The following is a 14494-nucleotide window of genomic DNA, read 5'->3' as shown; positions in this document are numbered from 1 at the left end:
CAATGGGATTTTTTGATTGGTTCAACGGGCTCATGGCCAACGCCACCACGGCGTTCCAGGGAGCCGTCATCCTGATCGCCAGCGTGGTCGGATTCATCGTCATGGCCAAGGCGAAGTTCGCCTTCACCACGGTCATCATCGCTGGTATCGCAGTCGGCCTCGCGATCTTCCTCGCCGTCGTCGGCGGCAACTGGGTCAGCGGGCTGATCCGGGAAGAGACCGTGAACGCGACCGCATCCGTGATCGTCGTGTACGAGTCGGCCCCGACCGCAGCTCTCGCCCTGGCGGCCTAAGGACTCCGCCATGGCATACGAAGTCGAAGAGAAGGAGGTTGCGCGGTTCTACACGCGCAGCCGCCGTTTCCGGAAGCTTCTCGGTCGTCTCCCCGACGGCACGAAGCTCATCGGAGGTCCCTACACGATCACCCAGGGCCTTGTGCTCGCAGTGGTGCTGATCGTCGCGTGCGTCACGCAGAGCGCGTGGGGGACTGGCACTCCGCTCATCGACTTCCCTCTCGCCGGCGCAATCGCTTGGGTGGCCGCGTGGGGGGCTGGACGCCTGCCGATGACCCGACGGAATCTGTTCAGCGTGCTGACGGGCGGCCTGACGGCCATGACCCGCAGCAGCGCCGGCAGGTACCGCGGATCAGCGCTCAGGATCCGGCCCCCACACCGCGCCTCCGGCAAGAGCTTCATCGCTACCGGGACGAACCGCCCCGTAGCGCCGGCACCCACCGAGCCGGTCGTCGTCGAGACGGCACCGACTCCTGCCCCTGTTGCACCGCAGCCTGCGAAGGCGCTGCCTGCAGCAGTTTCAGCTCGGCCCGCCCTCAGCGGAGTCACCGCGATGCTCCTCCAGGCCCGCACCGAGACCTCCGCACCCTCCACCAACACGACGACGATTGACGACTGAAACGAGGCCGATGATGCGTATCCCCGCAACCGCGATGACGAACCACCTGATGTGGACACGCTCTGGCATCGTTTGGGCGACCTGGCGACTCAGCCCGCTCACGTACGCCTACGCGAGCAAGCAGAAGAAGGAACTCGTCAAGGCACACCACCAGGCGCTGTTCCAGAGCCTGCGGGGTGAGGCGCTGCTGATGGGCCTGTGCGCAGACCTCGATCCGGGAGAGATCGTCAACCGCATGCTCGAGGGGATCCCGATCGACGACGCCCCCGACTGGCGAGACGAGGTCCTCCTGACCTTGGACTCGCTGGAGCGCGTACGCCTCGGCACCCGAGAGTTCTGGCTGTCCGTACCGCTCACCGCTGGCTCCCTCCAAGGACGCGCGATGAGCGCATTCCGCACCGCCGACATGGCCATGCGCGATGCCCTGTCGCTGCCCGTACAGCTTCCCGGCCAGAAGGAGATCGACCTGGCCATGCGGATGGCGAACGACATCGAGGACCGGATCCCCGCCGCGTTCAAGCCGACCCGCTCCACCGCGGCCGAGCAGGTGTGGATCGCCCTGCACTCCCAGCAGAGGGGCCTCGCATCAGACACCGTTGCCCCGGTCCCCGCGCCGGCGCCGATCAACGAGGACCGGTTCGCGGAGGCGGACTACACGCCTTTCCAGATGCCCTCGAGCATGCCCAACCCGTGGATCGATGAGGGTGGGCAGAGCGACATCGACCCGAAGAGCGGACAGCAGTTCCTCCCCTTCAAGCGCCGCTACCTCAAGGTGCAGGGATCCTCCGCTGTCGAAGAGCCGAGCTACCAGGTCATCCAGGCGCTCGTGTCCGGCCCGAAGGGCGGATGGATGTCACCCGGTGTGGAGTGGCTCTCCCACGTCGACCAGCTCCCGAACGTCGACATCGACTGGGCGGTACGCATGGAAATCACCCCCGCGGAGGAGGTCAAGGTCCGCAACAAGCGCGCAGAGAACGCCCTGGATGAGCAGTACCTGCAGCAGGAGGGATCAGCCACCATCACCGGCGGAGGGAGTGACCTGGCCGAGGTGGCAGAGACGCTCGCGGCCTACCACGCCGCACTCAACCGCAGCGACAAAGAGGTCGAGGTCCAAGGCACCATCCTGTTCGCCGTCGGAGCGCCCACCCCGGAACTGGCGAAGGCGAAGGCGAAGTTCATCGCGGACGAGTACAAGCGAGCCGACTTCATCCTCGAGGCCCCGCTCGGCTACCAGGAGGCCCTCTGGTGGCAGATGCTCCCCGGAGTGACCACCAACAAGGCCACCCGTGAGCTCGCGCAGATCACCACCGGCCGCGACTTCGCCTCTGGGGTCCCGATGGTCAGCAACGAACTCGGGGACTCGAAGGGCTTCCGCTTCGGCACGAACACGTCCACCGCCCGGCACACGCCGATCCTCCGCGACCCGGCCGGCAACATCCAGGCCGACACCAACGCCTCCTTCGGCGTCGTCGCGGAGCTCGGAGCCGGAAAGAGCGTGCTCCTCAAGTGCGACCTCGGCGCCGTGCTCGACCGGTTGGGCCGCATCGTCGCGATCGACCGTACAGAGGCTCGCGAGTACGCGCAGTTCGCCTCGAGCTTCGGCAAGGGAACCGCCGTGGTCGACCTCATGGAACCGACCATGACTCTGGACCCGCTGCGCGTATTCGGACCCCGCGTCGGCGCCCGCATGGTGCAGAGCCTGTTCGCAACGATGCTCGGCATCCGCCCCCGCGACACCAAGGGTGTGGCGCTGTCGAAGCTGATGGAGCCCGACTTCGCCGCCTCCCACAACATCACCAGCCTCGCCCGCCTCATGCAGGAGCTCCAGGGAATGAGCAGCCCGGAGACCACCGAGCTGCTGGACCTGCTGACCATGATCTCCTCGAAGGACATCGGCGAGGTGCTCTTCAACGACGGCCTGCCGCCGCTGGATCTCGACTCCCGAGCGATCATCTTCTCCACCCGTGGGCTGGCGCTTCCTGACCGCTCCGAGCTCGAGCTCGCGCACCTGTTCGAGGAGATGCCGCTCGAGAAGATCTTCGGCCGTTCCATGTACGCGATGCTCATGGGCATCACCCGCCAGGTCTGCTTCATGAACCCTGGCGAGCTCGCCGGCGCCTACCTCGACGAGTGCCACCACATCACTCAGTCCCCGGAAGGGCTGCGCGACCTCAAGATCGGCATCCGCGACGGCCGCAAGCACAACGCGTTCTTCGCCCTCGGCAGCCACGACCCGGAGGACTTCGGAGACGAGCAGACCCGCGGACTGCTCCGTACCCGCTACGTCATGCGACAGACCGACGTCGCCCTCGCTCGTCGCGCCGTCACCTGGCTGACCGGCGAGGAAGCCGACCCGGATCTCGTTCGCGTCGTCACCGAGGACCTCTCCCCGCTCGGCGCGGACGGCAAGGTCGCACCGGAACGCCGCGGTGAGGGGATCATGCGGGACCAGTCCGGCACCCCGGGCCGGTTCACCAAGACCCTGCCCGAGCGGGAAGACCGGCGCCTTGCCGTGATGTCGACACCCTCGGCGGTGCCCGCATGATCGGTTTCTACCTCCGCACCTTCCAGGCCCTGAGCAACGGGTTCTGGCGCTTCCGGTTCTGGATCCACGTGCACCCCTGGTGGGCTCGCATCCTCACCGTCGTATTCATCGACGTGATGATCGTCCTCTTCGGCAACACCATCGCGCACGCCGACACCGCCTCCGTGCCGTTCATGCTCGGCGGCGAGATCACCGACAGCTCCGGCGTACCCCTGGCGAACTACGCCAAGCTGCCGCTCGATCGAGGCGACCTGTTCAACTGGGAGAAGGCACTGGTCGCCGCCTGGCTCGACCCGATCTGGACTGGCCACGTCGCCGTTCTGTCGTGGATGATCTGGTTCTGCAACTGGCTCCTCAGCTTCGCCTGGGTCGACGTCATCGCCTTCCCCTTCGGTGTCATCGCCGAGCTGCTCAAGGACTTCCTCGGCGAGATCGCCTGGATCCCCTTCGCGCTGGTCATCTCCGGCGGTGTCGCCGGCATCGCCATCCTCGTCGGCAAGCACGCCAGCGGTTGGTCCGAGGTCTTCATCTCCGCCACCTGCGCCGTCCTGGCCACGGGCATGCTCGCCAACCCGATCGCCACCCTGACCGCCACCAACGGCGCCCTCGACACCGCGCAGCAGTACGGAGGAGAGATCGCGGCCGCCGTCGTGGCGGAAGACTTCAACAACCACGAACTCGACACCGAGCACCTCCTCACCGCCGCAGTGAGCTCGCAGCTGATCGACCTCTTCGTCCGCGTGCCCGCCCAGACCATCGCATTCGGCAAGACGCTGGACGGGCAGTGCGCCGCCGGCTTCAACGACACCATGATCGCCGCCGCGCCGATCAACACCGGCGGCAACGAGGTGCGCGACTCAGTCAACGGCTGCGACCCGGCGGCGAAGAAAGCCAACGAGAACCCGAACTTCGGCCAGGTCGTCACCGCCGCGACCCTCAGCACGAGCCCGTTCACCATGCTGGGCTTCCCCCTCATCGCCGGGATCCTATTCCTTGTCACAGTCCTCGGGTTCCTCATCAGCGCCATGAAAACGATGTGGCACGTCTACCTCGGCATCCTGCCCATCAACCGCTACCCCCTGTGGCGCTCGCTCGCTGACACCTTCATGGGTCTGGTCGCGATCGCGATGATGGCCGTCGTCATGGCCGCTGTCCTCAAGATCGCCGTCTCGGCGATCAGCGGCATCGCCGACCTCGGCATCCCGCTCATCGCTCAGGCGCTGTTCACCGACCTTACCCTCGTGGTCGTCCTGGTTCTGATGTGGCGGACCAGGCGGGCCGCGAAGAAGGCCGGACGGACGATGGCGGAGCAGCTCTCCCGCTTCGGGATCGGCAAGAACGGTGCCCGGGAGAAGGACGCGGTCAAGGCCGTCGCCGCCATGGGCGCCGTGACCACGATCGCGTCGGCAGCGCTGCGTCGCCCCGATCAGATGACCGACAGCAGGTCCCTCAGCTTCAACAACTACGGCTCCACACCCTCCCGGGGGCTCGACGACATCGGGACCCTCCGGAACGTGCCCGGGGGCGGCCCTGGAGGGGCCCCAGGCTCCCCGCGAGCACTCGGCGGCCCTCAGGTAGGGCCTGGCGGCCCCGGAGGCACTGCAGGCGCCCTTCCCACCGGCGGAAGCAACGGTGGCAGCTCTGGATCCCGACTCGCGCTTCCTGCAGGCTCTGGCGGACCCACGACGCCGAAGGCGAAGACCGTTGACGCGGCATTCACCGCCGTCCGCATTGCCAAGGGCGCCAAGGCCGGCGTCCCGGGCCTCGTCGCCGCAGCCGGACTCGAGGTCGGATCTCGCGCGGTCAACGCGGCAGGAACCCACGTCGCGAAGAAAGCCGCCGAGAACAACGGTCCTGCGCCCCAGCCTGAGCAGCAGCGCCGCAACCCTGCTGTGATCGTGGCGAGGGAAACCGTGCACGCCGCGCAGCCGGCGCCTCAGACCGCAGCCCGCATCGTCGTCGACTCCAACGGCAACGGACACGTGCGTCCGACCGCACCGCGGCCGACAGTGTTCGACATCTCCTCGCTTCCTCCTGCAGCGCCGACGGCGCGCAGCCAGGCGGTGCGCGAGATGCTCGTGACCGCTAGGCGGTGACCTGTGGTTCTCACCGCCCCCGACCCCACGCTCGAGGAAGATGAGGCCCCCGGGAAGAAGCGATGGATCTTCCTGGTGATCTCGCTCATCCTCGTGCCCGTTCTGGCGTTCGCCGGCTACACCACCATGGTCATGATCATGGTGGCGACCTCCATGGGAGGATCCGGCAGCTGCACACCGAACACAGGGACCCTCGCTGGCGTCGACGTCGAGGTGAACGGCCGCACGGTCTCTCTTGAGGCCGCCCAGGTCCAGAACGCAGCGAAGATCATCGCCGTCGCGCAGCAGCTGAAAGTGCCCACGAACGGGCAGGTCATCGCACTGATGACCGCCCTGCAGGAATCCAACCTCTGGATCTACGCCAACACCTCCACCTACCCCGAGTCCGCGAACATCCCGCACGATCGTGATGGCAAGGACCACGACAGCCTCGGCGTCTTCCAGCAACGGCCCTCGGCAGGCTGGGGAACGGTCGCCGAGACGATGGACGTCGAGTACTCGGCAAAGGCGTTCTTCGGCGGCCCGGAAGGACCTAACGGCGGTTCTCCTCGAGGACTCCTCGACATCCGTGGCTGGGAGAGCATGGAGCTCGGTGTGGCCGCGCAGAAGGTCCAGGTCTCCGCGTTCCCCGACGCATACAACAAGTGGGAATCAGCCGCCAAGACTCTCGTCGCTACCGCATCCGGATCCGTCACCTGCGATGGAGGCGAGCTGGGTGGAGCTGCGCTGCCGCTCGACCCGGGATTCAACTTCACCTCCGGGTACGGCCCTCGCGACGTGACCGTTCCCGGTGCCTCCTCCTGGCATCCCGCCGTGGACATGCAGCACTGGCCCGGGCCCTGCGGCTCCCCTGTCTACGCGGTCCTTCCCGGAGAGGTCACGCTGAGCAGCTCGCTGTGGCTGTCGATCAAGCACCCAGACGGATTCGTGGTCAGCTACCTCCACATGTACAAGAGCGACCGGGTCGTCAACGTGGGAGACACCGTGACCGCCGGCCAGCGCATCGGAGCAGTGGGCAACGTCCCGCCCTCCGGAGGCTGCCACCTGGACCTGAGGATCAACGTCGAGAACAACACCAACCCGCAGGTCGCGTCCCTGCAGCGCTCCGAAGCGCTCGGCGGACCAGCCGGGTGGGTGGATCCGGAAGCGTTCATGCGGCTGTACGGCATCGAGCTGTGCCCCGCAGATGGCAGCTGCCGCCGCGGCTGACCTATCGACCTGGAAACCCACGGTATTCCGCGGATCTCCCGATATGGAAACCGGCAGTGGGGGAGCGGAAACCAGGCGGGTAGGCTACAGACACCCCCACCCGAAGGGGGCAGCCCCCTTCATTTCCAGACGGTGATTAGTGCCTGACTCTGACTCCCCACGTGCTGCGCGCCGACGCCCAGCCAAAACCACCGCGACCGGCTATCGAACGATCGCGTACTATCTGCCTGCCGCCCTGCAGGATCGACTCAAGGCGGCATGGTGGGGCACGAAGGAGCTCGAGGATGGTGCTCCCTCGCTGAATGCCCTCGTCGAGCTCGTGCTCATTCAGGAGGCCGAACGCCTCGAGCAGCTGCACAACGACGGCCAGCCCTTCCCGCCGGCACCCGAAGGTGCACGCGGGATCAATCGAGTCGCGTCCGAACGGCAAGGCGAATGGCAGCGCGCCGAATGGGCTCGCCGCCGTGAAGAGGCTCAGGCGAAAGCGAGCCAGCAGGACGACAACCCCAGCTGAATGTGCCGGCGGCCGCAGCCCGCGTCCGCACAAGAGGTGCCCGCGATCGTGGGCCGCAGCGGTGATGTCGGTGGTGTCCCGACGACGAGGGTGACCGTGCTCCCAGACCGTCCACCGGGCATGCGCCGCATGATTCCCGGTGGATCAGCGGTGATGTAGCAGGACGACTACCGGTGGCATGTCGGTATGGAAATAGCTACGCCGGTGGTGGGTTTGCCCGGGTCCGTCGACCCTTTGGGCCTAGTCCCGGGCAATCCTATCACTGGTGTCAAGCGGAGGGCTCCCGGAGATCCACCGGTTGATGTAGCGGAGACGTGCCACCATGCGTGCCGGACATCCACCGATCGGCCACCACTGACCCACCGGGTAGATCAGAAGCGCTGGCGTATCGCCAGGGGACATCACGAGTGCGTCAAAGCTGTGATGAGCCTCGGGAATGAGCGATGTCCGCGAGTGCGCGATCACGCCGCCTATATGACGTAGAGCTGGCGATGGTCGTCGGCTCGGAAAGGTCATCATGGCGACACGCACTGCGCGACCGCCGGCGCGACCACCGCACCTCGGACAGTCCGGGGTGAGGCTGCTTCCGCGCCGACAGTTGAATGGTCTGGTCCCGGGTCTGTTGGTCCTCGCGGCCGCAGCTCTGGTCACAGCCGTCAACGTCTACTTCCCCTTCACGGACCTGGTCCCGCTCATCTGGGTGGGGGCCGTGCTGGTCGCCGGGTTGGCGATCGCGGCTGGAGTGAGACAGTTCCAGCGTGAGGGAGTGATGGATCCTGCCGTCGAGGCGATCCTTCCTCTTCTCTCCGCGAACGAGATCAGCCGTGAGCTCGTGCAGCCGCTGCGATGGACGAAGGGATGGGTCGGCACACCCAGCCGTGTGCGAATCCGATATGCCGCTCAGGTCGTCGACGACGATCCACGGTTCGTCGAACAGATCCTCGGCGCGCTCGAGAGACGGCTGGGGGAGACCTACCAGGTCCGCAAGCATGACCCACGCAAGTGCGTCCTCGTCGTCGAGATCGCACCGACGGCCGAGCCTGTCAGCCGTGACCATCAGCGCGCCGTCGATGTGGTGAAGCAGATCATCGACCCTTCCGCCTCGCTCTCCATCGTTGAGGAGGAGGGTGTTGTGAAGGAGATCGAGGTCAAGCACAACGTTGGCCCCCGGATGTCCAGTCCACCCCTTCGGCTCAAGATCGAGAAGACGATCAACGCGATGCTCCCTGGCCGGTGGCGAGCCAAGTGGGATCTCGAGGCGGACCTGGTCAAGTTCCAGCTGCGTCCGCAGATGCCCGACATGATCAAGCACACGGTGCCCGGCGCTGCGTTCGGACTGAACCACGCCAGTTACAAGAAGTTCATGATCCCTATCGGCATCGATGAGGACGGCATCGTTCAGCACTGGCAGCCGTCCGTATCCCCGCACTGCCTGGTCATCGGTGGAACCGGATCCGGAAAGACCTCCTTCCAGCACACGGTCCTCACGCACCTCTCACACGCCGGCTGGCGGATCTGGGTCATCGACGGCAAGCGCATCGAGTTCACCGGCTTCCGCGACTGGCCCAACGTCGAGCTCGTCGGCGCCCGCGTCGAACACCAGGTGCGGATGCTGCACGCCGCACACGAGCTGATGGAAGAGCGGTACTCCCTCCTCGAGGAAGGCAAGGCCCGTCTCGAGGACTTCGAACCCCTCGCGCTCATCATCGACGAGTACGCCACCTTCAAAGCGCGTGTGCAGCGGTGGTACAAAACCGTCAAGCCGAAGGGCGCTCCTGCACAGGCACCCGTGCTCGAGCTGCTCTCCGACCTCGCCCGCCTCGCCCGCTCGGCGAAGATCCACATGCTCCTCGGCCTGCAGCGCCCCGACGTCGAGTTCCTCGGCGGCGAGATGCGCGACAACTTCGGCGCCCGAGTCAGTTTCGGTCGCCTCTCCCCACAGGGCGCGAACATGATGTGGGACAGCTTCGCCGTTGGCGTCGCGATCCCCCGCAACAAGCGCGGCCGCGGCGTCACGCTCAACGCCGAGTCGCTGCCCGTCGAGATCCAGGCCTACTACACCCCGGACCCGGCCAAGCTCGAGCGCGACGAGGTCGAGGAGTGGGCACACCTCGACACGCTGCGTCCAGGCGAAGCGCGCTATGGCCGGTCGATGATCGTGGATCCGGAACCGTCATACGCCGACGAGGACATGGAAGTGCCGATCGACCCGGACTACTACCAGTGGCTCGCCGCGAAGATCGGCCCGTTCGATCCCGACTTCGTCTCGGTCGTGACTCCGCCGGAACCGTCCAACGTGATCTCACTCACCAGCCGCGACCGGGTCCGCTTCGTCGAGGAAGACCCGGACGACGTGAGTGACGACACCGCATCCGATTCCGACGACGGATATCTCGGTGCAGAGGAAGGGCCGGCTGCCGACCTGCAGGTCGGAGATCTCGTCGCGATCGATCTCGCCCTGGATCTCTGGGGCGTCATCGAAGGGATCGAGCCCGATGTCGTCGACGACGAGCAGCTTGCCATCGAATACCGCGATCTCGAGTCGGGCGAGGACGGTCTGCTGACCGTCGCCGACAACGAGGTCCTCACCTACCGGCACCCGCAGGATGCCTGAACACGAAGGAGCAGCAACCATGACGAACAACGACTACACCCTCTTCACCGTTCCCATCCGCGCGGCCGCGACCCCGCCGACGACCTGGCGTCCCGCGCTCGATGCGCACTGCATCGCCGTCGGAGGAACGACCGAAGAGCGCGCCACCCTCATTAGCAACATCGCCGCAGACTTCTCCGCTGCGGGCTGGTCGGTGCAGCGGGGAGACACGATCGAGAAGCAGCAGGAGATCATCACCGACATCTGGGTGCTGATGGAGCAGCGCTACTCCCAGCTGATGTCCGACCCTTCCTCGAGGGAAACGCTGGATCCCATCCTGCTCGTCGTCGACGAGGGTGAGGCTCTCACTCGTGCCGCGCGGGCAGAACCGGAAGCCCGGGCAGTGACCGAACAGCTCCGCGACCTGCTGAGCCTGGCACGCTCGGCGAAGATCCACGTGCTGCTCGGCGCGAACACACCGGACATGGAACTGCTGTCCGCTGACATGCGAGACAACCTCGCCGTCCGGATCCCCGTCGACGGAACAACCCGCGATCACCAGCTCATGCGGGCTTGAGGAAGGACGACCGTCATGGAAGGACAGAAGGACAACACCGACGACTGGATCATCATCTGCCTCGTCGTCTCGTTCGCTCTCGTCACCGGGGTGATCTCGGCCGGCGCGATCCTCGCCCCGGTCCGGGACTGGATGCTCCAGTTCCATCTCCTCGAGCAGGGATCGGCCGTGATCATCCCGTTCGCCGACGGCATCGGCCTGGGCGGCGTGCAGATCCTCGTGCTGGCCGCATTCCTGCTGATCGCGATCGCCATCGGGGTGTGGGCGAAACGCCGGGAGACGGCCCGCGTCTGAGGTTCGCGGGATGCTCAAATCCGCAAGTCTAGAAAGGAGGTGAAGTCCATGGCAGTCACGGTCTATACGAAGCCCTCGTGCGTTCAGTGCAACGCGACATACAGGGCCCTCGACGCGAAGGGCGTCGAGTACGAGATCCACGACCTGTCGGAGGACCCCAAGGCCGTCGAGCAGGTCAAGGCGTTGGGGTATCTGCAAGCCCCCGTCGTCGTGACAGACGAAGGCCACTGGTCGGGGTTCCGTCCCGACAAGATCGACGAGCTCGCTGCTCGACTCGTCTGACTATGAGCGAGGCCCCCGCCGGACGAACCGGCGGGGGCCTCGCTGTGCGTGGTGCTCAGACGTGAGATGCAGCCCACAACCGGATCAGATGCTCACGCAGGTGCCGGTTGTGCTCGAGCGACCCTCGCAGCACCTGAGCGCTGGCCGATGCAACCTCTCCGTCCTGCAGCGTCGCGACGCCGGCATCCGCCGCCCACTGCGCGAGCACGTCGAGGTCGACCGTGACGGTCGCGGTGACTGTCGCCGTCTGGCTCCACTGAACGCTGTAGGTCGGCACGCTCAGCTCACTCGTCGTCGGTATCCCGGAAGAACCGCACCACGTGATAGATCGCGTACGGCACGACCACCAGGGCCACGGCCGTGATGATGATCCGGTCGATGTACTCGTGGAAGACGATCCCCACCCAGGCGCCACCGACGGCAAGCGCGAGGGTGGCGAGCGTGATCAGGATCCGGGTCAGGCGCTGCAACAAGGCTGCTTGGATCTGTGCGTCGGCGAGCTTCGCCGCGGTGCGATGGTGGCGTGCGGCGATGCTCATGAGGTGGCTCCTGTCGAGGCGGGACGGTGCTGTCGGATGTGGGTATACGGGACGGTGCCAGTGGCACCGTGCGGGGTACGCACGGAGACGCTCTTCGGGTTGATGCGGGTGACCAGGCACCAAGCGCCGGAGTAGAGGATCCAGTCGCCGCGGTGGACGTTATCGCGGGTGAACTCGGTGACCTGGCCGGAGGTGATCTGCTCGGCGCGGATGGCCTCCCAGTACGCGAGCTCGTCGACGGCGGCGTCGCGGGTGCGGGTGAGCCGCTGCGCGTAGGCGCCGTGGGCGGGCGGGTAGGTCTCGATGTACCCGCCCGCGAAGGTGTGCGAGTAGCCGTCGAGCTTCTTCGTGCAGGCGGAGATCTCGGTGTTGAGACGCGCGATGCGGTTGGCCACGGCGATCGGTTCGTACCGGCGGTCGGTCGCGTGGGCGGCGAGCTCGGCGCGTGCTCGTGCGCGGGTCGCCTCCGCGTCGGCGTCGACGGAGCGACGCATCGCAGCATCCGCCTTCCGGATTGAAGTGCGATGCCCGGACTCGGAGTGGTGCCCGACCTTGATCGGTTCTCCCATGGGCGGAACGCGACGGAGCGCGGCAAGCGCCTGGGCCTCCTGCTCGTCGGCGGCCTGCAGCTTGCGGTCAGCGCGGTGGGCGAGATGCTCGGCGCGGGCAGCCTCGCGGTCGACCCGGTCGGTTTCGACCTCCGCGGCGGCGCGGCGGGTGGTGTCGATCGTGACGTCGACGGTGAAGCCGGCGGACTGCAGTGCCTGGACGGTGGTGTCGATGAGGTGCTGCTTGGGTTCGCGATCGCGCGAGTACGGGATGTACCAGGCGGTGATGGCGCGACTGAATCGCCAACCGCGGCCGCGGAGAATGCGCCCTGCGGCGTCGCCACGGCTGGTTCCCTCGAGGATGGTGCCGTCCGCTGCGGTGTGCGTGAGTGTGAGGTCCATGATCAGCTCCCGGTCACACGACCGCTGCGGCGGCGTCGGCGGTGAGGCGGTGGCGGAACCCGACCGGACGTTCCCACTCCTCGAGCGCGCGGGACAGGCCCTCGTACTCGAGGACGCCGGCATGCTCGGCAGAGTCGACGATCCGGTGGCCGGCGAGGTGGCGATCGATCGCGTGCCCGAGCCGGTCGGTGAATGCTCGGGCCTCGGAGCCGTCCCAGCCGTGATGCTGGCAGCTGACCTCCGCGAAGAACAGCCGGCAGCGTTCGATCTGCAGCGCCTGCTCGACGTCGATCTCGTAGGAGATCTCGAAGACCGGCTGCCAGGTGTAGGACGGCGCCGGGAGGTTGATGATGTGCGCGAAGCTGACGCTGCGGTGGTTCTCGTCCCACAGCAGCTGACCCATCCGGTCAGCTTCGGCGACGAGCTGCGCTGGTGTCTGGTGCTGGTCTTGGTAGGCGGTGGTGCTGATGAATGCCGCGGTGACGAGCAGGTCGATGACGTCACGGCTGACAGGTAGTGCTCGCATGATGAGCCCCCTCAAGAGGTAGTGAATCTGACATTCACTAATATACGTGACATTCATTAGGTGAGTCAATGGGTCCGTCGACGCGCCTACGCTCTGAGACGTGATCCTCTTCAAGAACGGCTGCTACGCCGTCGCCGGCGCCCTGCTCCTCGTCGTCGCCGGGCTCGCCGGGTTCGGGGGAGTGGATGCGATGTACGCGCAGGGGTGGATGATCGTGCTCCTGCTCGTGTTCGCGATCTCCGGCCTCATCGTCGAAATCGACCAGCACGTCTTCCCCGACAAGCCACCCGCGGCCGAAGAGGATCCGGTGACAGCTGCCAGCCCAACGGCGATTCCGCACACGGGGACATCAGCAACGCGTCAAACAGTGGCGGAGCCCGGTCGACCCACAGCGCGCGTCATCATTCCGGGCGTCACCCTCCATGGCCGGATGCGCGCCTCGTTGAACATTCAGACGGGTGCGCACAAGGTGACGTGGGCGACAAACCGCAAGTTCGCCGGCACGCTCCGAGCGGGTGCGAAGGATGGCTGGGACGTCTACGACGTCGACGACGAGTTGCTCGGCTGGAGACCTGATATCCGGGCCGGGATGGAGCTGCTTGAGGAGACGGCCGATTGAAGGCGGCATCCGACAGCTGGGCATAGAAAAGGCACCCGGCCGGAGGACTGGCAAATTGTCAGACTCACTAGTTCTCGAGGAGGGATCTCCTCAACGGCCGGGTGCCGGTCTCATCTTACCGCGAGAGGGTTCTCCCGCTGTAGGTCTGCGGGCCTGTGAGCTCGCAGAAGATCTTGTCGACGTCGGCCTGCAGGGGGTGCTCGCTGCGGGGTGCGACGGGTCGGGCAGTGAAGTGAAAGTGCCGGATGGTGGCGCCGGTGTCGTCGATGAAACCGGGCCCTTCGCCCTCGGCATCGGGGAGTGAGGTTGCGACGGTGGTGATCCGCTCGAGCGCGGTGGCGCGATCGCGGATGAGGACGCGGTCGCCGGCTGCGAGTGTGGGCCAGTCGGGGAGGTGGAGGGTCATCGGGTCTGCTCCAGGTCGAAGGAGATGAGCAGGTCGAGGGTATCGGCCAGGACGCGCAGCCGATAGCCGCGGCGCTGGTTGAGGATCTCGCCGAGGATGTTGATGAACTGCACACGGTCCTCGGTGGTGTGGTCGGTGAATGCGATGGTGTGCACGTCGTAGACGTCGAGGTACTGCCAGCCTGCTCGAGTGTCGGACTGCGCCTGCGACTGCAGCCAACGGTCCAGGAGTGCGCCGAGGGGGCCGACTTCGTTGGCGCGTGGTGCGAATGGGTCGGCGGGGATGTTGGCGTCGACGGAGCGGATGCCGGTGTGATCGCCGATGAGCTCGTAGTCATCGAGGGCGATGTCGGCGAACAGGTCGGTGTAGTCGACGCCGGATTCGTCGCTGATGGTGACGCTGCGCAGCTTCTGGATCATGGTCGGTTCCGTT

17 protein-coding genes are annotated in these 14494 nt (G+C 66.3%); 11 read left to right on the top strand and 6 right to left on the bottom strand.

Features of this window, described 5'->3' with window-relative positions; genetic code table 11:
• Nucleotides 1-2 precede the first annotated feature (2 nt).
• The 10 genes from CUR96_RS00270 (at nt 3) to nrdH (ending at nt 11022) form a co-directional block, all read left to right on the top strand.
• Entirely contained in the window at nt 3-293 is a 291-nt protein-coding gene (locus tag CUR96_RS00270) for a hypothetical protein (RefSeq protein ID WP_102191292.1), read from the top strand.
• Between the two features lie 10 nt (nt 294-303).
• A complete protein-coding gene (locus CUR96_RS00265; RefSeq protein WP_102191291.1) occupies nt 304-912 on the top strand; it encodes a hypothetical protein in 609 nt (202 codons plus the stop codon).
• Between the two features lie 13 nt (nt 913-925).
• Complete coding sequence (locus CUR96_RS00260) at nt 926-3457, top strand: ATP-binding protein (RefSeq protein WP_180968890.1); 2532 nt, start codon at nt 926-928, stop codon at nt 3455-3457.
• Complete coding sequence (locus CUR96_RS00255; protein WP_102191289.1) at nt 3454-5553, top strand: hypothetical protein; 2100 nt, start codon at nt 3454-3456, stop codon at nt 5551-5553. Before CUR96_RS00260 ends, CUR96_RS00255 begins: the two co-directional genes overlap by 4 nt.
• A gap of 3 nt (nt 5554-5556) precedes the next feature.
• Nucleotides 5557-6762, top strand: coding sequence for a M23 family metallopeptidase (locus CUR96_RS00250; protein WP_102191288.1), 1206 nt, complete (start codon nt 5557-5559; stop codon nt 6760-6762).
• A gap of 139 nt (nt 6763-6901) precedes the next feature.
• Entirely contained in the window at nt 6902-7276 is a 375-nt protein-coding gene (locus CUR96_RS00245; RefSeq protein ID WP_102191287.1) for a hypothetical protein, read from the top strand.
• Nucleotides 7277-7874: 598 nt separating this feature from the next.
• A complete protein-coding gene (locus tag CUR96_RS00240; protein ID WP_180968889.1) occupies nt 7875-9890 on the top strand; it encodes an FtsK/SpoIIIE domain-containing protein in 2016 nt (671 codons plus the stop codon).
• Between the two features lie 19 nt (nt 9891-9909).
• Nucleotides 9910-10446 (top strand): hypothetical protein, encoded by a 537-nt coding sequence (locus CUR96_RS00235; protein ID WP_102191285.1) that lies wholly within the window; start codon nt 9910-9912, stop codon nt 10444-10446.
• Nucleotides 10447-10461: 15 nt separating this feature from the next.
• Nucleotides 10462-10740 (top strand): hypothetical protein, encoded by a 279-nt coding sequence (locus CUR96_RS00230; protein ID WP_102191284.1) that lies wholly within the window; start codon nt 10462-10464, stop codon nt 10738-10740.
• 48 nt (nt 10741-10788) lie between these two features.
• The gene (gene nrdH, locus CUR96_RS00225) at nt 10789-11022 is read left to right on the top strand and encodes a glutaredoxin-like protein NrdH (protein WP_102191283.1); all 234 of its coding nucleotides are present in this window, start codon (nt 10789-10791) and stop codon (nt 11020-11022) included.
• Between the two features lie 55 nt (nt 11023-11077).
• Here the strand turns inward: nrdH and CUR96_RS00220 are convergent, their stop codons facing one another.
• The 4 genes from CUR96_RS00220 to CUR96_RS00205 are packed head-to-tail and all read right to left on the bottom strand — an operon-like array spanning nt 11078 to nt 13037.
• Nucleotides 11078-11299 (bottom strand): hypothetical protein, encoded by a 222-nt coding sequence (locus CUR96_RS00220; RefSeq protein WP_102191282.1) that lies wholly within the window; start codon nt 11297-11299, stop codon nt 11078-11080.
• 7 nt (nt 11300-11306) lie between these two features.
• Nucleotides 11307-11561: a hypothetical protein gene (locus CUR96_RS00215; RefSeq protein ID WP_102191281.1), complete on the bottom strand. Its 255-nt coding sequence runs from the start codon at nt 11559-11561 to the stop codon at nt 11307-11309.
• On the bottom strand, nt 11558-12511 hold the full coding sequence (locus tag CUR96_RS00210; RefSeq protein ID WP_180968888.1) for a DUF3560 domain-containing protein: 954 nt from the start codon (nt 12509-12511) through the stop codon (nt 11558-11560). Before CUR96_RS00210 ends, CUR96_RS00215 begins: the two co-directional genes overlap by 4 nt.
• Before the next feature lie 13 nt (nt 12512-12524).
• A complete protein-coding gene (locus tag CUR96_RS00205; protein ID WP_102191279.1) occupies nt 12525-13037 on the bottom strand; it encodes a hypothetical protein in 513 nt (170 codons plus the stop codon).
• Nucleotides 13038-13137: 100 nt separating this feature from the next.
• Here CUR96_RS00205 and CUR96_RS00200 point away from each other — a divergent pair, with 100 nt between their 5' ends.
• Entirely contained in the window at nt 13138-13656 is a 519-nt protein-coding gene (locus tag CUR96_RS00200) for a hypothetical protein (protein WP_102191278.1), read from the top strand.
• Nucleotides 13657-13771: 115 nt separating this feature from the next.
• Here CUR96_RS00200 and CUR96_RS00195 read toward each other — a convergent pair whose 3' ends face one another.
• Both CUR96_RS00195 and CUR96_RS00190 read right to left on the bottom strand, forming a co-directional pair.
• On the bottom strand, nt 13772-14062 hold the full coding sequence (locus CUR96_RS00195; protein ID WP_102191277.1) for a hypothetical protein: 291 nt from the start codon (nt 14060-14062) through the stop codon (nt 13772-13774).
• Nucleotides 14059-14481, bottom strand: a complete 423-nt coding sequence (locus CUR96_RS00190) for a hypothetical protein (RefSeq protein WP_102191276.1) — start codon at nt 14479-14481, stop codon at nt 14059-14061. The genes CUR96_RS00195 and CUR96_RS00190 overlap by 4 nt, the downstream gene beginning before the upstream one ends.
• Nucleotides 14482-14494: the final 13 nt, after the last annotated feature.

The sequence above is a fragment of the Microbacterium aurantiacum genome, assembly GCF_002872075.1.
Taxonomy (GTDB): Bacteria; Actinomycetota; Actinomycetes; order Actinomycetales; family Microbacteriaceae; genus Microbacterium; species Microbacterium aurantiacum_A.
This window is presented reverse-complemented; position numbering and strand designations above follow the sequence as displayed.

Coding starts and splice junctions, on each gene's coding strand:
- CUR96_RS00230 (WP_102191284.1), top strand. CDS start 10,462: ATGGAAGGACAGAAGGACAACACCGACGACTGGATCATCATCTGCCTC.
- CUR96_RS00270 (WP_102191292.1), top strand. CDS start 3: ATGGGATTTTTTGATTGGTTCAACGGGCTCATGGCCAACGCCACCACG.
- CUR96_RS00215 (WP_102191281.1), bottom strand. CDS start 11,561: ATGAGCATCGCCGCACGCCACCATCGCACCGCGGCGAAGCTCGCCGAC.
- nrdH (WP_102191283.1), top strand. CDS start 10,789: ATGGCAGTCACGGTCTATACGAAGCCCTCGTGCGTTCAGTGCAACGCG.
- CUR96_RS00205 (WP_102191279.1), bottom strand. CDS start 13,037: ATGCGAGCACTACCTGTCAGCCGTGACGTCATCGACCTGCTCGTCACC.
- CUR96_RS00195 (WP_102191277.1), bottom strand. CDS start 14,062: ATGACCCTCCACCTCCCCGACTGGCCCACACTCGCAGCCGGCGACCGC.
- CUR96_RS00210 (WP_180968888.1), bottom strand. CDS start 12,511: ATGGACCTCACACTCACGCACACCGCAGCGGACGGCACCATCCTCGAG.
- CUR96_RS00235 (WP_102191285.1), top strand. CDS start 9,910: ATGACGAACAACGACTACACCCTCTTCACCGTTCCCATCCGCGCGGCC.
- CUR96_RS00260 (WP_180968890.1), top strand. CDS start 926: ATGCGTATCCCCGCAACCGCGATGACGAACCACCTGATGTGGACACGC.
- CUR96_RS00255 (WP_102191289.1), top strand. CDS start 3,454: ATGATCGGTTTCTACCTCCGCACCTTCCAGGCCCTGAGCAACGGGTTC.
- CUR96_RS00190 (WP_102191276.1), bottom strand. CDS start 14,481: ATGATCCAGAAGCTGCGCAGCGTCACCATCAGCGACGAATCCGGCGTC.
- CUR96_RS00265 (WP_102191291.1), top strand. CDS start 304: ATGGCATACGAAGTCGAAGAGAAGGAGGTTGCGCGGTTCTACACGCGC.